Annotated in this window: 12 protein-coding genes, 1 pseudogene and 3 CRISPR repeat arrays; of the genes and pseudogenes, 12 read left to right on the top strand and 1 reads right to left on the bottom strand. The window is 65.0% G+C overall.

Annotated elements, in window-relative coordinates; genetic code table 11:
- Nucleotides 1-115 precede the first annotated feature (115 nt).
- On the top strand, nt 116-1,708 hold the full coding sequence (locus GFY24_RS39600; RefSeq protein WP_153810257.1) for an IS1182 family transposase: 1,593 nt from the start codon (nt 116-118) through the stop codon (nt 1,706-1,708).
- Between the two features lie 63 nt (nt 1,709-1,771).
- Here GFY24_RS39600 and GFY24_RS39595 read toward each other — a convergent pair whose 3' ends face one another.
- On the bottom strand, nt 1,772-3,103 hold the full coding sequence (locus tag GFY24_RS39595; RefSeq protein WP_153810256.1) for an IS630 family transposase: 1,332 nt from the start codon (nt 3,101-3,103) through the stop codon (nt 1,772-1,774).
- Nucleotides 3,104-3,210: 107 nt separating this feature from the next.
- On the opposite strand from GFY24_RS39595, the gene GFY24_RS39590 reads away from it, so the two are divergent.
- The 11 genes and pseudogenes from GFY24_RS39590 (at nt 3,211) to cas2e (ending at nt 17,925) form a co-directional block, all read left to right on the top strand.
- Nucleotides 3,211-4,104 (top strand): IS982 family transposase, encoded by an 894-nt coding sequence (locus tag GFY24_RS39590; protein WP_375336167.1) that lies wholly within the window; start codon nt 3,211-3,213, stop codon nt 4,102-4,104.
- Between the two features lie 36 nt (nt 4,105-4,140).
- Nucleotides 4,141-4,491: pseudogene (locus tag GFY24_RS43975) on the top strand (tyrosine-type recombinase/integrase); the annotation flags it as partial.
- A 306-nt stretch (nt 4,492-4,797) separates the two neighbouring features.
- Entirely contained in the window at nt 4,798-5,766 is a 969-nt protein-coding gene (gene pip, locus GFY24_RS39580) for a prolyl aminopeptidase (protein WP_309231894.1), read from the top strand.
- 277 nt (nt 5,767-6,043) lie between these two features.
- Nucleotides 6,044-7,170: direct repeats of the CRISPR family, unit length 28 nt; unit sequence GGACCATCCCCGCGCACGCGGGGCCGAC.
- A 194-nt stretch (nt 7,171-7,364) separates the two neighbouring features.
- Nucleotides 7,365-8,307: direct repeats of the CRISPR family, unit length 28 nt; unit sequence GGAGCATCCCCGCGTGCGCGGGGCCGAC.
- Between the two features lie 158 nt (nt 8,308-8,465).
- Nucleotides 8,466-11,300, top strand: coding sequence for a CRISPR-associated helicase Cas3' (gene cas3 / locus GFY24_RS39575; RefSeq protein ID WP_309231893.1), 2,835 nt, complete (start codon nt 8,466-8,468; stop codon nt 11,298-11,300).
- Between the two features lie 228 nt (nt 11,301-11,528).
- Nucleotides 11,529-13,169: a type I-E CRISPR-associated protein Cse1/CasA gene (casA, locus tag GFY24_RS39570; RefSeq protein WP_153810254.1), complete on the top strand. Its 1,641-nt coding sequence runs from the start codon at nt 11,529-11,531 to the stop codon at nt 13,167-13,169.
- A 4-nt stretch (nt 13,170-13,173) separates the two neighbouring features.
- Nucleotides 13,174-13,743 (top strand): type I-E CRISPR-associated protein Cse2/CasB, encoded by a 570-nt coding sequence (casB, locus tag GFY24_RS39565; protein ID WP_228567116.1) that lies wholly within the window; start codon nt 13,174-13,176, stop codon nt 13,741-13,743.
- A gap of 28 nt (nt 13,744-13,771) precedes the next feature.
- Nucleotides 13,772-14,917, top strand: a complete 1,146-nt coding sequence (gene cas7e / locus GFY24_RS39560; protein ID WP_153810252.1) for a type I-E CRISPR-associated protein Cas7/Cse4/CasC — start codon at nt 13,772-13,774, stop codon at nt 14,915-14,917.
- Nucleotides 14,914-15,828, top strand: a complete 915-nt coding sequence (gene cas5e, locus GFY24_RS39555) for a type I-E CRISPR-associated protein Cas5/CasD (RefSeq protein WP_153810251.1) — start codon at nt 14,914-14,916, stop codon at nt 15,826-15,828. Before cas7e ends, cas5e begins: the two co-directional genes overlap by 4 nt.
- A gap of 6 nt (nt 15,829-15,834) precedes the next feature.
- The gene (cas6e, locus tag GFY24_RS39550; RefSeq protein WP_153810250.1) at nt 15,835-16,611 is read left to right on the top strand and encodes a type I-E CRISPR-associated protein Cas6/Cse3/CasE; all 777 of its coding nucleotides are present in this window, start codon (nt 15,835-15,837) and stop codon (nt 16,609-16,611) included.
- A 1-nt stretch (nt 16,612) separates the two neighbouring features.
- Nucleotides 16,613-17,611 (top strand): type I-E CRISPR-associated endonuclease Cas1e, encoded by a 999-nt coding sequence (gene cas1e, locus GFY24_RS39545; protein WP_309231892.1) that lies wholly within the window; start codon nt 16,613-16,615, stop codon nt 17,609-17,611.
- A 5-nt stretch (nt 17,612-17,616) separates the two neighbouring features.
- Complete coding sequence (cas2e, locus tag GFY24_RS39540) at nt 17,617-17,925, top strand: type I-E CRISPR-associated endoribonuclease Cas2e (RefSeq protein ID WP_153810249.1); 309 nt, start codon at nt 17,617-17,619, stop codon at nt 17,923-17,925.
- Nucleotides 17,926-17,943: 18 nt separating this feature from the next.
- Nucleotides 17,944-18,154: a CRISPR direct-repeat array (repeat unit 28 nt; unit sequence GTCGGCCCCGCGCGCGCGGGGATGGTCC).
- Nucleotides 18,155-18,198: the final 44 nt, after the last annotated feature.

The raw sequence follows: 18,198 nt of genomic DNA, 5'->3' as shown, positions 1-18,198 counted from the left end.
AGCATCCGCAACTAGCCGAATATCGTGCACTGCCCTGCCGCTGGCCCTAGAAGACTGCTGAAGATCTTGGGTGTTCTGGCCTCGAACCGGTGGGTTCGGGGCCATGCTTGTAGGTATGCAAGGCGATCGGGCCCAGGAGTTGGTCGGGCCGGACGTGTGGCGGATCTGCCGGGAGTTGATCCCGGTGGGGAGCGTGTTCGCGTTCCTGGCCGAGCACCGGGAGGTGTTGTTCCCGGCGGAGTTCTTCGCCGACATGTACCCCTCGCCCAATGGGCGGCCCTCGTTGCCGCCGCAGGTACTGGCCGCGGTGGTGGTGCTGCAGAGTTTGCAGGGTGTATCGGATTTCGAAGCGGTGCAACAACTTCGGTGTGATCTGCGATGGAAGGCCGCGTGCGGGTTGGGGTTGCACGACACCGGTTTCGATCCGTCGTTGTTGACCTATTTCCGGCGTCGGTTGGCCCGCTCGCCCGCCCCGCGCCGGATCTTCACCACGATCGGTGAGGTGGTGGCCGCGACCGGTGTGCTCGACGGTAAGACCCGGCGGGTGCTGGACTCCACCGTCCTGGACGACGCGGTGGCCACCCATGACACCGTCACCCAGATCGTGGCCGCGATCCGGCGGGTGATCCGCGAGGTACCCGACGCCGATGAGGTCGCCGCCGCCTGGTGCACCGCCCACGACTACACCGATCCGGGGAAACCGAAGATCGCCTGGAACGACGCGGCCGCCCGCGCGCAACTGGTCGATGCCCTGGTCACCGACGCGCTCAACCTGCTGGGCCGCCTGCCCGAACAGCCCCTGGACGCCCGTGCCGCGGACGCGGTGGGCCTGCTGGCGTTGGTCGCGGGCCAGGACGTGGAACCGGCCACGGGCTCGGACGGCCGTGACGGGCGCTGGCGCATCGCGCCGCGCACCATCCCCGACCGGATGGTGTCCACGGTGGATCCCGAGGCGCGCCACATCCACAAGAACCGCACCCGCCACCAGGACGGCTTCAAAGCCCACGTGGACTTCGAACCGGAAGTCGGGCTGTTCACCGCCGTAGCGGTGACCAGCGGCTACGGACCAGACAACTCCGAAGCCGCCGTCGCCGTGGATCTGCTGGCCGCCGAGAACCCCGGCGCCGTGGGAGGCCCGGAGCTGACCGTGCTCGGCGATTGCGCCTACGGCACCGGCGAGTTGCGCGCACACCTGACCGGCCAGGGCCACACCATGGTGATCAAGCCACCACCGCTGCGGCGAGCGGTCCCCGGCGGCTTCACCATCGATGACTTCGAGGTCGGTACCGACACCGTGACCTGCCCGGCCGGGCACACCACGAAACTGGGCCGCCCCCAAACGAACGGCAACCGCACCGCCCAGTTCAAACAGGTGTGCGCCAATTGCCCACTGCGGCAGCGCTGCACGACCGCCAAGACCGGACGGACCATCAACGTCCACCCCCACCACGAACTATTGACCGCCGCCCGCGTCCAGGCCGCCACCGACACCGCCTGGCAGGACGAATACCGCCGCTGGCAGCCACCGGTCGAACGCGCCATCGCCTGGCTCGTCACCCACGGCCACCGCCGCGTCCGCTACCGAGGCGTCATCGCCAACGACCTCGCCCTGCACCACCGCGCCGCCGCTCTCAACCTCCGCCGACTGATCAACCTCGGACTCACCGCCACCAACGGCAGCTGGCACCTCACCCCGGCCACCCCATAACGAACAGGAGGCCACCCGGCCCACCAGCCGAACAGCCTCCCGCACAAGATCTTCAGCAGTCTTCTAGTGTCCTGCGCCTGAAATTCGTTGAATATATTTAGCGAGTGATTCGAGGATCTCCTCCGCGGTTTTGCGCCAGACGAACGGTTTCGGGTCGGCGTTCCATTGCTCGATCCACGCGGTGATGTCTTTGTCCAGTGCCGCAACGCTTTTGTGGACGCCGCGGCGCAGGAGTCGGTCGGTGAGGAACCCGAACCAGCGCTCGACCTGGTTGAGCCATGAGGACCCGGTCGGGGTGAAATGCATATGAAAGCGAGGATGTGCGGCCAGCCAGGCGTTGATCGCCGGCGTTTTGTGTGTGGACAAGTTGTCGCAGACCAGGTGGACGTCGAGTTCGGTGGGTACGGCCTTGTCGATCGCGATGAGGAATTTCTTGAATTCCTGGGCGCGGCGGCGCTGGTATAGCTTGGAGATCACGACTCCGTCGGCGATGTCGAATGCCGCGAACAGGCTGGTCACGCCATGGCGGATGTAGTCGTGGGAGTATCGCTCGGGCATGCCTGGCATCATCGGCAGCACCGGCTGTGAGCGGTCCAGTGCCTGGATCCCCGACTTCTCGTCCACACACAGCACGACCGCTTTCTCCGGTGGATTGTGATACAGCCCGACCACATCGACGACCTTGTCCACGAACAACGGATCGGTCGAGAGTTTGAACCCATCGGCTACATGCGGTTTCAACTCGAACTTGCTCCAAATTCGCCCAATTGTCGAGGGCGACAAGCCACTTCGCTTGGCCATCGAGGTACGCGACCAATGCGTCGCAGCTACCGGTTTCTGCTCCAGGGTCATCGTGAGGACTTCTTCGACCTTGTCCAGCAGGATCGAGGGCCGGCGCCCCGGACGCGGCTCGTCAGACAATCCCTCCAGGCGTTTGCGCGCGAAACGGGTCCGCCACTTACCCACCGTCTGAGCGGTGATACCCAGCTCGGCCGCTACATCCTGGTTGGATTTGCCTGCCGCGCAACCCAATACGATCCGGCAGCGTTCCGCGAGTGCCTGCGACGACTTCGCTCGACGCGCCCACCTCAGCAACGTCTCACGCTCATCGCTGGTCAACACGATCTCGGCCACCGGCCGCCCGCCACGATCGCGATCACCCAACCCTGCCAAGCCCTCGGCGGCGAACTGTCCACGCCATCTCGCCGCCGACCCCACCGAGACACCGACAAGCCGCGCAACACCCGCATTCGACATACCCTCAACGCAAGCCAGCACGATCCGAGCCCGTTGCGCCTCACGCCGATCCGACGACCCCGCCCTACGCGCCAGTTCCACACGCTCAGCGTCGGACACAACGATCTCAACAGCGGAAGGCCCACGATGCGACACCAAAACAGGTTAACAACTTAACTGGCCTATTTCAGACGCGACACACTAGACGAGTAAGTCCGAAGTCCTGGTGATGCCAAGGCGTGGGAGGAGGGCTCCGAAGTCATTGTGTGACGAACGACTTGGAAGCCCTCCTGGCCGCACTGTACGTGAAAATCGACGACGAATTGGCCGGTTCGCGGTGGACGGGCCGCCCTCCGGTACTGACCGACTCGGAACTGGTGTGCCTGGCCGTGGCCCAGTCGTTGCTGGGATTCACCTCCGAGGCGCACTGGCTCCGCTACGCCCGCAAGCACCTGACCGGGCTTTTCCCGTATCTTCCCCAGCAGTCCGGCTACAACAAGCGGTTGCGCAACGCGGTCGGGCTGGTCAAGCGGGTGATCCGAATGTTGGCCCGCTCCAGCGACTTCTGGCTCGATGATTGCTGGATCGTGGACTCCACCCCGGTGCCGTGCGGTACGTCGCGGCCGACGGTGAAACGCTCCGATCTGGCTGGGTGGGCCGGGTACGGCTACTGCGCCTCGCATTCGCGGTTCTACTGGGGGCTGAAACTGTATCTGGTGTGCACCCCGAGCGGGATGCCGATCCTATGGGCCCTGGCCGACCCGAAAATTGGTGAACGCGAGGTACTTTCGGCGATGCTCGAAGTCGAGGCCGATGTCACGGCCGAACACGACGGCATCTTGTTGATCTGCGACAAGGGTTTCGCCGGTCGTGAATTCGAAACGCTGCTGGGCGAGTACGGAATCACCATGCTGCGACCCTCGCGCAAGAACGAGAAGGCCCGGTTCGGGGAGCCGCTGCTGAAGAAGGTGCGCCAGCTCATCGAATCGGTCAACGACACCCTCAAAGGCCAGCTCGACCTGGAAGATCATGGAGGCCGCTCGCTGCAAGGGGTGGCGATCCGCGTCGCGCAGCGGGTGCTGGCGATGGCCGCCGCGATCTGGCACAACCACGCCATCGGCGCACCGGTCACCCGGTCCTTGATTGCCTATGACCACTGACCAGGGTTCGGTCTTACTCGTCTAGGACTTTCGCATCTGCAGTTCGAGGCACTGCTGTGCGCCGCCCGCGACTCGGACAACCCCGCCGACTTCGCCCTGGTCGCGATGCTCGGTCTCCTCCGGCTGCGGATCAGCGAAACCTGTCGCTGCGACGTCACTGACCTCGGCGAGGAACACGGCCACCGGGTCCTGCACATTATCGGCAAGGGCTCGAAGATCGCACTGGTGCCGTTACCACCTGCGGTCGGCCGCGCGATCGACCGAGCCATCGACGGCCGGGTGCGCGGCCCTATCCTGCTGAACCAGCGCGGCCGGCGCATGGACCGCCACTGCGGCACCCGCCGCCTGCGCCGCCTATCCGAGGCGTCGATTGTGCGGCTCCCGCACATGCACCCACACATGCTGCGGCACACCTTCGTCACCACCATGCTCGATGCCGGGGTCGACTGCGTGATGTGCAGATCGCCGCCCGGCACGCCGATCCACGCACCACGATGCGCTACGACCGCGCCCGCACCAACCTCGACCGACACCCGAACTACATCCTCGCGGCCTACATGGCCTCAGCCACATGACATCTCAATGCCCGCACATGCCGATGACCGAGTCGCAGGGTTTACGAGCGATAGTTGAACTGGAGGTGCGGGGGAAGCTCACCGGCGGGATCTGCCCGATCCGCTAACCTCGGCAACCGTGCCGACGTCCTTTCCCCCGATCGATCCGTACGCCGACGGTCTGCTCGAGGTCGGCGACCGCAACCAGGTGTACTGGTGCACCAGCGGCAACCCTGCGGGCCGGGCAGCGCTGGTGGTGCATGGCGGGCCTGGCAGCGGGAGCAGCCCGCGTTCGCGGAAATCGTTCGATCCGAACGTCTTCCGGATCGTGCAGTTCGATCAGCGCGGTTGCGGACGCAGCATTCCGAGCGCCGCCGATCCGGACACCTACATGACGGTGAACACCACCGAGCACCTGATCGCCGATATGGAGCTGCTGCGCAGCCACCTGGGAATCGACCGCTGGTTGCTGTACGGCGGATCCTGGGGCTCGACGCTCATCCTCGCCTACGCCGAGCGGTACCCGGAGCGGGTCACCGGGATCGTGCTGGTCGGCGTCACCAGCACCCGCCGCCGCGAAATCGACTGGCTGTACCGGGGTGTCGCACGGCTGCTGCCTGCCGAGTGGGCGCGGTTCCGGTCCGCGCTGCCCAACGACGGCGACCTGGTCGAGGGCTACCGGCAGCTGCTGGAACACCCGGACCCGGTGGTGCGCCACAGCGCCGCGATCGAGTGGTGTCGCTGGGAGGACGCGGTCATCGCGCACGAATCCCTGGGCAGCCCAGGGCAGTACAGCGCCAAGCCGGACACCGCCATGCTCGCCTTCGTCCGGATCTGCACGCACTACTTCGCGCACGCGGCGTGGCTCGACGAAGGCGTACTGCTGCGCGAGGCCGGGCGGCTGGCCGGGATCCCCGGCGAACTGATCCACGGCCGCCTCGATCTCAGCGCCCCGCTCGAAACCGCGTGGGAACTCGCCAATGCCTGGCCCGACGCCCGCCTCCACGTTATCGACGACTCCGGCCACACCGGCAGCCCCGCCATGGGTGAGGCGGTCGCCCGCGCCGTCGCCCGCTTCGCGCAGCCCGATACCGATCAGATCAGCTAAACGGCGACAACTGGAGACAACCGGTATCCGCCGCGGTAGGCGTGCCTCAACCATTGAGGTATAGCGAACATCCGCTCATGCCGAGTTGAGGGCATCGCTGAGTGCCGTTGCGGACATCGGATCACTCTTGCGGGGTGAACGACCGACGAGGATCGCGGGCACGTGGTCGAGAACGCCGGATCGGCGAAAATCGTTCGGATTCCGCCGGGTAATGATGATGCAATGAGCCCATGACAAGTGCCGAGGAGTGGCTCCTGACGGTTGACCGCTTCGGAAAGGTGGGATCCCGCGCACGTGGGGCCGACCACACCTTGACCCGGCCCGGCAGGATCGGAGTGGGACCATCCCCGCGCACGCGGGGCCGACCGAGTTGATGTACTCAACCCACCTGCTGGTTTCGGACCATCCCCGCGCACGCGGGGCCGACGAATGACTGCTGCTGGATGCCGACGCATCCGAAGGACCATCCCCGCGCACGCGGGGCCGACCGCTCCCGCCGGAACCGCACGCCCCACGGCCCCGGACCATCCCCGCGCACGCGGGGCCGACCGCTCCCGCCGGAACCGCACGCCCCACGGCCCCGGACCATCCCCGCGCACGCGGGGCCGACCTGTGCGGTCTGCCGCCGTCGTTCGATGTGCCGGGACCATCCCCGCGCACGCGGGGCCGACTGGACGCGGGCGTAGCTGCCGCCGGTGGCTTCGGGACCATCCCCGCGCACGCGGGGCCGACCGCGAACACCGGATCTGTTGTCTCCGTACGGCAGGACCATCCCCGCGCACGCGGGGCCGACGGCGACCCGCTGTTGCGGTATCTGCCCACCGAGGGACCATCCCCGCGCACGCGGGGCCGACTTCCATCCCGGCTCATATAGCTCTGGTGGCATAGGACCATCCCCGCGCACGCGGGGCCGACTTGCGCATGCGGTGCGCGAGTACGCGCAGCAGTGGACCATCCCCGCGCACGCGGGGCCGACAGAAGATACTGAGTTCCGGTGTGCCAGAAGTGAGGACCATCCCCGCGCACGCGGGGCCGACGCCGGGTATCCCGGAGTGCTGACACTCCTCCCGGGACCATCCCCGCGCACGCGGGGCCGACGTGCACGTACTCGCCGATGACGGCGGCCTGCAGGGGACCATCCCCGCGCACGCGGGGCCGACGTTCTTGTGGAAGCCGTTGAACCGCACAGGCGAGGACCATCCCCGCGCACGCGGGGCCGACCGCTGGGGATCCAAACCGGGCCGCATGGACCCGGGACCATCCCCGCGCACGCGGGGCCGACCGTGACATTCGAATCCTGTTGGGGGAGCAGGCGGGACCATCCCCGCGCACGCGGGGCCGACCATGAGCCGCTGGATGCGATGGTGCGCGACTGGGGACCATCCCCGCGCACGCGGGGCCGACACTTGTTGACCTGCACTAATTCTGGACAGAGTACCTGTTTTCATTCGGTCGGATCGAACTGGTTGTATCCCGAGGGCGGGGTCATTCCCGCGCTGTTGGTCAAGGAAATTCGCGACATCAGTGAGAATCTCGTGAACGAGTCATCTTTTGTGGTCGGGTTCGATCTTCGGAAGGTAGGTGGCTTCCGCGGGTGGTAGGCCATCCCGCGTGCGCTCGGCCGACGTATTGGCCCGAGATCGCCTGTGCGCAAACGAGGACCATACCCGCATGCGCGGGGCCGACGTGATGCCCGCCGGCCCGCCGCGCTTGGTGGACGGACCATCCCCGCGCACGCGGGGCCGACCCCTCCGGAAGGTCACCCATTGCGCCCCTCCAGGGAGCATCCCCGCTTGCGCGGGGCCGACGGCACCGCCGGCGGCGGTGGCGGCAACACGTCGGGAGCATCCCCGCGTGCGCGGGGCCGACCCGATACTTCAGGCATAGGGAATTCCATAGGGAAGGAGCATCCCCGCGTGCGCGGGGCCGACTGACCGGAGCCGCGAATACGGTGCGCCGGAAAGGGAGCATCCCCGCGTGCGCGGGGCCGACGTCGTCAATCCTGTTGGCGCGCACCGCCGCCGCGGAGCATCCCCGCGTGCGCGGGGCCGACGCCGATGAGATCTGCGGTGAGCTGGAGCGTGAGGGAGCATCCCCGCGTGCGCGGGGCCGACACCGCCCGCGCCCGCCGACCGGTGCGTGAATGGGGAGCATCCCCGCGTGCGCGGGGCCGACCGATGGGGATTGACGCCGCGTGCGGCTGGTGGGGGAGCATCCCCGCGTGCGCGGGGCCGACGTCGCGGTCGGGTCGTAAACGACCGGGGAGAACGGAGCATCCCCGCGTGCGCGGGGCCGACTTCCATTTCCTGTGGGGGATCACGCTGGAAGAGGGAGCATCCCCGCGTGCGCGGGGCCGACCCGCCAGTGGGTGATGCGGTGCGACCAAAAGGGGGAGCATCCCCGCGTGCGCGGGGCCGACGTGGCGTGGGCGGTGCGTCCTGTGTGGCGCGCAGGAGCATCCCCGCGTGCGCGGGGCCGACCAACCGGGTGCTCGGGATGCTCGGATGATCACCGGAGCATCCCCGCGTGCGCGGGGCCGACACTTGTTGACCTGCAACAATTCTGGACAGACTATCCGTTTTCATTCAGTACATTCGAGGTAGCTCTGATCATGGTTGCATTACCTGTCGGTGGGGGTGCCTATTCTCGCGGTTGTGTCGCTCGAACGAAGCTGGCAGTCGGACAGTAGGGGGTTTGCTGTGGAGGAGGAGCGCTGGTTGGGGGCGCTTTGGGGGAAGTCGGCGGCGCTGGCCGGCGGACGGACCAATCTGCTGTTGTCGCATTTGTTCGATACCGCAGCGGTGGGCGAGCTGATCTGGGATCACTATCTGGCGGAGTCAGTGCGCGACATGCTGTCCGAGGTCGCTGGGGACGCGGAGCGGGGGCGACGATTTTTCGCCTGGCTGTGCGGAATTCATGACTGGGGGAAGGCGACTCCGGCGTTTCAGCACATCGACCCGGCAGGCGCAGCAGCGGTGCAGGCAGCAGGGCTGAGCTGGGACCGGTTTGCGGTGACGGCGAATCGCTGGCGGCACGATAAGGCGGGGGCAGTGTTGGCGCTGGATCTTCTTGCCGAGGCTGGTTGGCCCCCGGAGCATCTCGACTGGGTGTGGCCGCTGATTGCCGGTCACCATGGGAAGTTTCCGGCGTTGGGGGAGCTGAACGCGCCGCGGAATGTTCGAGGAAAGCTGCGTGGGAACACTGCGAATTGGCGGCGGGCACAACGGATTGTGGTGGAGCGGTTTACCGCGGCTCTCGGGTTCTCGAACCTTGCCGAGGTAGTTCCGCACCAGGCTCCCAAGCGGGCTGTGCAGTTGCAGCTGAGCGGGTTCATCGTGATGGCGGACTGGATTGCCAGCGATGAGCAACATTTCGTCGGCATCGACGCACTCGATCAGGTGACCATGGCTGGTGCGCGTGAGCGAGCCCGGTCGGCATGGGATCGGCTCGAATTGCGCTGCGGCTGGGGCCGTTTGCCCACTCCTTCGGCGAATGCCTTCATTGAGAGATTTGGTGAGGAGCCCCGGAACTCGCAACTGCTGGTGATGCGTGTCGCCGCCAGAATGGCTGGGGCAGGTCTGCTGGTCGTCGAGGCGCCGATGGGCGAGGGAAAAACCAAGGCGGCGCTGCTAGCCACCGAAATCCTGGCGGCTCGATTTGGCCTCGATGGCGTTTTCGTGGGTATGCCGACGCAGGCGACGAGTGACCCGATGTTCACGAATGTGCGGCGCTGGCTGGGCAATTTGCGTCCCGAGCTCGCCGACCAGGTTGCGTTGTTACACGGCAAACGGCGGTTCAACAAGGAGTGGCAGCGGCTGTTGGAAGGCCAGGACGATCCTGATGTCAGCTACGGCAGCGTTGATGAAGACGAATTCGGGCTAGACGACCCATACCGTTCGGACTGCGAGGAATGCGGAGAGTCGACCCGCCCGCAGCGCACCGCGCCAGCTGAATGGTTCCTCGGCAGCAAGCGGGGACTGTTGGCTCCCTTTGTAGTTGGCACAATCGATCAGCTGCTCTTCGCCGCGACGCGTACCAAGCATGTGATGCTGCGGATGGCGGGCCTGGCGGGGAAAGTTGTCGTTCTGGACGAGGTACATGCGGCTGATGTCTACATGTCGCAGTTTCTGAAGGAGGGGCTGCGTTGGTTGGGGCAGGCTGGGGTGCCGGTGGTGCTGTTGTCGGCGACGCTTCCACCTCAACAGCGACGGGACCTGGTCGCCGCCTACTTGGCCGGCGCTGGGTCCGCGGAGACGGTCGACGTATCCGATCTACCTGAACCAAGCGGGTATCCCAGTGTTACTGCGGTCTGGGCAGATGACCAAGGGCTGTCGCAATACATCGTCGAAGACGCCGAACCCTGGCGTACCAAGGACCTGCCGCTCAAAGTTGAGGTCCTGCCTGAACCAGCTCTAAAACATGGGGAGCGGAACGCTTCTGGTGGCGACGAGGCAGTGTCCGCGCTACTTGCGGAACGGTTGGCCGATGGCGGCTGCGCGTTGGTTATCCGAAATACGGTGCTGCGCGCCCAGGGAACCTATGAGGCGTTGAAGTGGCACTTCGGGGATGATGTTCGTTTGCTCCATGGCCGAATGCACGTGCAGCATCGCGCCGACCGCACGGAAGATTGTCTGGAGTTGCTGGGTCCGCCCGGTCCGAGCCGGTCTCGCCCTGCTCGGCTGATCCTGGTAGCCACCCAGATCGTCGAGCAGTCTTTTGACGCTGACGTGGATCTGTTGGTCACGGATCTCGCACCTATGGATCTACTGCTTCAACGCATCGGCAGGATGCACCGGCACACCGGTTTTCCACGCCCGCAACAACTTCAGGACCCGACAGTGGTCGTCACCGGATTCGCGCCGCGCGTCGATTCGCCGCCCTGGATCGAGCCGGGGAGCGAGAAGATTTACGGCCGCTATCCGCTGCTGCGCAGTGCGGCACTGATTTTCGAAGCCGAGAGCGGCAGATGGTCCATTCCCTCGCAGGTGCCGTCGCTGGTCGCTGGGGCTTACGACCCTCAGGTTCTGGTTCCGATCGGGTGGCGGCGCGATGCTGCGGAGTCATACGGTGCTTGGCGGGACGAGCAGCAGTTGCGCAGCGCGAACGCTGCTCGCTTCTTGCTCACTCGCCTGGGTGAGCACGGTCGACCCACCCTTGCGGGCCTGCACCGCCACGGAACACAGGGCGATCGCGGGGACGAGCAGATGCAGATGATCGTTCGTGACGGTGAACCCACCCTGGAAGTCGTACTGGTTCGCCATGACGGCCGGGGCTACCGCACAATGACTGGCCGCTGGCTGGGACCACACGGTGAGGCGTCGCCGGATTTGATCGACGAGGTACTTGGCGGGACCGTGCGGTTGCCCGCCAAGCTCACTCCGGCAGCTGAGCGCGAGTTATTGCCGTTGGACGGGTGGCGTGATCATCCGTGGTTGCGCTACAGCCGCGCGCTGGTGCTCGACGATTCGAGTGTGGGAGTGATTGGCACACAACGGGTTCGGTACGACGAATGGCAAGGATTGATCGTCGGGTGAGGCCGGGACCACGGGTGTCCCGACCTTGATCCCCGCATTAGGCGGGGCCGACGTGATGCCCATCGTGATGCTCATGCGAACCAACGGGCCATCCCCGTGGACCGTCCCAGATCGGGGCGGCCGTTCTCGGGGCCGTTCTTCGTCAGTTTCGCAGCCGCGACCGCCGCGACTTCGATACGCTCAACGAATCAGTCACGAAGTACTATACGTACCAAATTGGGGGAACCAATGTTCGCGGGTGATCTGATTGATGACCTGGCGTGGCTTCCTGGTCAGTTTCACGGCGGAGAGCTCGCTGGGCTCGGCATTCGCGAAGCCCTTTTGCGTAGTCATGAGGTGCTCGGACTGGCTGTCGAGGTGCCCACTATGTTTCCGGCAATCCTGCGGCACACATTGCTGCCGGTGGTGGTGGCAGCCCTGGGTTCGCCCGCGACTCGTGAGGAATGGGCGCAGCGGTTTCGGCGCGGGCAGTTCGACACGAACGAACGAGACCGGCTCAACGCCTATCTAGACGAATACCGAGGCCGGTTCGACCTGTTCGGCGTCCTCCGCCCGTTCGCGCAAGTTGCCGGCTTGTGCACGGCTAAGGATGAAACAAAGGGGTCGGCACTGCTGGTGACGACCGCGGCTTCGGGCAATAACGTGCCGATATTCGCCGGGCGCACCGAGGGAGATCCGCTGCCCCTGACGCCGCCGCAGTCCGCGCGCTGGTTGGTGCACGCCCAGTGCTGGGATACCGCAGCGATCAAAACCGGAGTGGTCGGAGATTCAAAGGCCAAGAGCGGCAAGACTGTCGGGAATCCGGTGTCGCCGCTGGGGCAGTTGGGTGTGCTGATGCCGATCGGTCGCACCCTGTATGAGACGTTGCTCCTGAATATCCCAATCGGTGCACAGGACCGCCTGGGCACCCCGCAATGGTTACAGGATCCGGCCACTTCAGAGTGGCGCGTACGTGCACCCGATGGGCTGTTGGACTTGTGGACCTGGCAGTCACGTCGAATCCGGCTGTTCCCCGAATCGTCCGGTGACAGCGTGGTTGTCACGCGGGTGATCGTCGCGGCAGGAGATCGCCTCAGCGGTGGTGCGCCCGGGTGGGAGCCGCACACCGCGTGGCGATTCGACAAACCGGTCAAGGGGTCGAAGGTGGAGCCTCCCCTGCGCCCGCTTCGGCACACTCCGGGCAAGGCGATCTGGCGTGGAATGCACGCTCTGTTGGCGCTGGAGGCGACCAGTAGTGCCACGTTCCAGACCAGTGACTTGGTCAATCAACTCGCCGAACTCGAATCCGAAGGGGCATTCGAAAACAGCTATCCGCTGCGGGTAGAGACCTTCGGCATGGTGTACGGCACTCAGTCCGCCGTGGTCGAGGATCTTCTCCACGATGCAATGCCACTGCCGGTGGCAGCGTTGCGTGCCAACGAGAGCGCCTACGCGCTTGTCTTGGAGGCGACCGAGCAGGCCGAGAAGCTGGCTGCAGCACTCAATAACCTATCGGCCGACCTGCGACGAGCGATCGGTGCAGAGCCAATCCCCTGGGATAAGGGGCAACGTCCCGGTGAGCAGTTGTTGTACGCGCTGGACCCCCTGGTGCGTCGGCTACTGGCTGGTCTTGCGGTCGCCGCCGATGACCCCGAGCTCCTCGACCGCGGGCAGCTGGCCTGGGAACAGCTCGCTCATCGGGCCGTGTGGCAGAGCGCGGACCCGCTGTTCGCGGTGCCCGCGACGGCTTTCTTGGGTCGGACGGTGACGGTGGGGAAGAAGGACCGTCACTACCGACTTGGCCTGGCCGCGAATGACTTTCGCTACCAGATCGACACAATCCTGCCGCGGGCGGCTGCTGCCCGTTCATCGAAAACGCGAGGAGCGTGAGCTGATGCCGCAGCGCTACTGGAACCGATTCATCGACAACGACACCGGCGAGTGGAAGGACCCCAAGAAGCTCCCGCCAGGCGAAGACCTCGCAGCACTTCGCGCCGGTCTCGGGCGGGACGTACTCACGGTTCCCAAAATGTGGCCGTTCTACACCAGCCCGGTCGACGACGAGTTGGCTCGCATCGGGGAGGCGAGTGCGCGCCAGCGTGCCGAGCACGCCGCCCTTGCTCTCTATGGGCTACATCAGCAGTCGCAGCGAATTCCTATGCATCGCAAGAATATTGGCTTGGGCACTGCGCTTCTGGCGCTACGGCGGCACGACAATGCCAGCACACAGGCGGTCGACCGCAGAGTCGCTGCGCTCGCGACTGCGACCAGCGTGCCCGCGCTGCTCATGCGGATGCGCGGGCTCGTCGGTCAGCTACGTGATATCCGCCAGCCGCTGGACTATGACCGACTGCTCACCGACCTGGCGGTATGGCCGTGGCCCGACGGTCGTCAGCGAGTTCGTCGCTCCTGGGCGCAGGGATACCAGCTATGGGAACAACCGTCGACCTCCGATGCCCCCTGAAAACTCAATTCCAACTCTGGAGCTTGCTATGACCGAACAGACGAAGCATCTGTACATCGATGTGCACATTCTGCAGACCGTCCCGCCGGCCAACCTCAACCGCGATGATCAGGGAAACCCCAAGGAGGCCACCTACGGTGGGGTCCGTCGTTCGCGGGTTTCCTCCCAAGCGTGGAAACGGGCCACCCGCATGGCATTCGCCGATCGTCTTCCCGAACAGGATCTGGGCACCCGCACTCGGCGGATCGCAGCGGAACTGGTGAAGCGGTTGACGAAGCGCTCAGCGCTCGATGACGAGCAGTCGACCCGAATCATCGATGCACTGATGAAGAACTCGGGGATCTCGACCGGCAAAAAGGCTGGCGATACCGCCTATCTGATGTTCGTCGGTACGGGACAACTCGACAGTATCGCCGGGCTGGTCGCCGATCGCGCCGTGGAGCTCGCCGCTCTCGACGATGAGAAATTGACTGAAGCGGTGAAGAGCGTGCCGTTCCGTGAGGAGCTCAGCAGCGGCCATCCGGTCGACGTGGCGCTGTTCGGTCGTATGGTCGCCGACATCCCCGCCCTCAATGTCGATGCCGCAGTTCAGGTTGCGCACGCACTGTCCACCCATGCTACGGAGTTGGAATTCGACTACTTCACCGCTGTCGACGACGAGAACGAGAAGGATGAAACCGGTGCTGGAATGATCGGCACGATCGGGTTCAACTCCGCCACCCTGTACCGGTACGCCACCCTCGGATTGCATCAATTGCAGACGAATCTCGGGGAGATCGACGCGGTCCTCGAGGCGGTAGACCTGTTTGTGGAAAGTTTCGCTCGATCCATGCCCACCGGATACGGCAACTCCTTCGCCCATCGCACACTGCCCTCCCTGGTAGCTGTTGTACTTCGCGACGATCAACCGGTGAATCTGGTGTCCGCCTTTGAAAGGCCGGTCTTCACAGTCCGTGACGGTATCGCCGAAATGTCGGCGCGGCGATTGGCCGACGAGTACAGCCGCAGCATCGCCCAGTGGGGTGACAAACCGCTGCACACTGCCCTTACTCACGGTTTCGTGAACGACTCGCTCGCGACAGCGGAGCTGGAAGGCGCATTCGGTAAGGCTGTGACCTTCCCGGAATTGCGGGAGAATTTGCAGAATCAGTTGCGAGAGAAGCTGAATCGATGACGCCTATCCCAGCGCAGGTTCCGAATCGCGGTGACGTGCTGAGCGCTGGTGGTTCGCTAACGGTCCCGCAGCCGCAGGATCTCGGTCTGCCACTTGATGATCCGGTTGCATCCTCTCGGCAGGATGTCGATGTCGCAGTGCTGCTGTTGCGCTTGGCCGCACCGATGCAGTCATGGGGTGCGGCCAGCAGCTTCAATCGCCGCGATACCCGGCCCGAACCTACCAAGTCCGGGATCGTGGGCCTGCTCGCCGCAGCGCTCGGCTGGCCCCGCGACGCTGATCTGACCGAGCTGACACAACTGCGATTGGGAGTTCGGGTGGATCAGCCCGGCAGTCTGCTGCGCGATTATCACACTCTCAGCGATTACCGCGGGGTGCCGCTTCGTCAGGCGGGGGTAAACGCCAAGGGAATTCAGAAGTTCACCTCACCGGCGAAACACACTCATCAAACCTGGCGCTACTATCTGCAAGACGCGGCATTCCTTGCTGGAGTAGCAGGCCCTCGGACAACATTGCAGGCTCTGGCAGTCGCCTTATCCCGGCCGGCGTTCCCACTGGCATTGGGGCGGCGCAGCTGCCCGCCCACACAACCGGTGAACTTAGGGCTTCGTGGTGGCAACCTGCTGCAAGCGCTCGAATCAGAACCTTGGCAAGCCTCCGAATCCGCAAGCGAGGCATTCGTACGGCGTCGCGGCCACCGGCCCGCCACCATCGATCTTCCCCTCACGATCGACGACGACAACGGCAACGAAGTGCGCCACGACGTTCCGGTTTCCTTCGATCCCCGAGACCGTCGTTTTATTGAGCGTCGTGTACGCCACGTCTCTGTGCGGGTGCCGAGCCGCATCACTAACCCCGATCCAGAGACCACCGGCACCGACCATGACCCGTTCGCCCTGCTGGGCTGGTGAGGACCCATGACGTATCTTTCCCGAATTCGCATCAACCCGCTGCGCCGTGACAGCCGCGATCTGTTGGCCAACCCCCGCGCAATGCGTAGCACTGTCCTACACGGGGTGCCTGATCATCCGCTAGATGAACGAGTCCTGTGGAGGCTGGACTCCGACAACCCCTACCGGCCAATGCTATTCGTACTCACCCGCAGCAAACCAGACTGGACGCACCTGGTCGAAACCGCAGGCTGGCCGGACGCGGACGGCGAACACGCTGTCGTCGCGGACTACACCCCGCTGCTGTCGCGCTTGTCCGTTGGTGACCGCTACGCGTTCCGCCTAACCGCCAGCCCCGTCCAAAACACTTCCACTCCGACCAAACCCACTGCAGCACAATCAGAACGCCGCGCCCGCGGGGACCGTCGCTCCTTTCGTATCGGCCACCGCACCGCCGCCGCCCAGTTGGGCTGGTTTCTTGAGCGAACCCAACGTTGGGGCTTCCAGATCCCCGATGCCAGAATGGATACGCCTGCTGCTGGGCTACAACAACATGAGGACGCCGTGCAGGTGCCTGGAAGCGAAGTGCGCGTTATCGCTCGCAACCGTCACTCCTTCGGCAAAGGCGATACCGAGGCGAGAGCCCGAGATGACAAGTCGGTCGTCGTGCACACCGCCACTTTCGAAGGCCAACTCGAGGTCACCGAGGTAGAGCTGTTCACCCAGCATCTACTACAGGGTATCGGCCCCTCCAAAGCTTACGGGTGCGGCCTCCTCACGCTCGCGCCACTCGAAAGTCATTGACGTGCCAGATATTTGGTGGAAGGCGCATCCGCACGATCTGCACCGCCTCGACGACCGAGTCTCCAGCGTGTACGTGGAGCGCTCCCACATCGACCGCGACGAGAACGCGGTCGTAGTGATCAACAAGCGGGAAACCGTACGCATCCCTGCCGCTATGGTCGCGGTTCTGCTGCTGGGTCCCGGAACTCGGATAACGCACGGCGCAGTCGGCTTGCTTGGTGACTCGGGAACTGCCATCTGCTGGGTCGGGCAGCAAGGAGTGCGCATGTATGCGTCCGGACTCGGCCCATCCCGCGGCGCGGGACTACTGATTCGGCAGGCACAGCTGGTCACCCGGCCCAAGGAGCGGCTGCGGGTGGCTCGCGCCATGTACGGCATGCGGTTCCCGGGCGAGGACGTCTCGGACATGACAATGCAGCAACTGCGCGGCCGGGAAGGCGCACGGGTACGCAAGATCTACCGTGCGCACTCCGAACGCTCCGGGGTCCCTTGGCAGGGCCGCAACTACGTTGCCGGTGATGCCCACGCCGCTGGTGACGACCTCAATCGCCTACTGTCAGCAGCCAATGCCGCTCTCTACGGCATCTGTCACGCTGTGATCGTCGGCCTGGGCGCCAGTCCCGGACTTGGCTTCGTACACACCGGGTCGGCGGTCTCGTTTGTCCTCGACATCGCCGACTTATACAAGGCCGAGTACACGATTCCGCTCGCCTTCGATCTGGCAGGCAAAGGACTCACCCAAGAGCGTGACGCCCGATTGGGATTACGCGATCTGATCACCGAAAACCGTTTGCTCGCACGCATTGTCGACGATGTGAAGGATTTACTAGGTCCAGAGGAGTCCTTCGACGCAGATCTCAATGTGCTCTGGGACGAGCAGCTCGGGATGGTTGCCGGCGGCACGAACTGGGCAGCTGCCGACGCAGATCTCGTACAACCAGACTTCGGCAGCAAGCACATCTCCATCGTCGGACCCGAGCTCGATAACCCGGAAGAATGACAACCATGACCGTTGTCGTCCTCATCGCTGCGCCGGTTGGACTCCGTGGCCACCTCACCCGCTGGATGGTCGAAGTCAATGCCGGAGTCTTCGTGGGCAACCCCAGCCGTCGAATCCGAGACCGCCTGTGGACTTTGCTCGCCGATCGCATCGGCGACGGCCAAGCCGTTCTGGTCGAACCAGCCGACAATGAGCAGGGCTGGACGGTCCGTACTGCTGGTCGCGACCGTTGGCGCCCTGTTGATTTCGACGGCCTAATTCTGTCCGCCCGCCGCCGAAACCAACCGAATGAAAATGAGCGTTCCGCGCGATAAAATCCCAGGTCAGCAAGTGTCGGCCCCGCGCGCGCGGGGATGGTCCCGGATTCGATCGCACCGCCGAATGCACCTTCGTGTCGGCCCCGCGCGCGCGGGGATGGTCCTCCGTCAAGGCCGCAGGCGATTTCCAAGCCTCGGTCGGCCCCGCGCGCGCGGGGATGGTCCCGTTCGGCGCCCAGTGGGAGTTCGACCGCCGGAGTCGGCCCCGCGCGCGCGGGGATGGTCCGTCCAAGCTCGCCACTGAAGACGCCGAGAAGATGTCGGCCCCGC

The sequence above is a fragment of the Nocardia sp. SYP-A9097 genome (assembly GCF_009649815.1).
Taxonomy (GTDB): Bacteria; Actinomycetota; Actinomycetes; order Mycobacteriales; family Mycobacteriaceae; genus Nocardia.
Note: the sequence above shows the minus strand (reverse complement) of the source record. Positions and strands in the feature narration are given on the sequence as shown.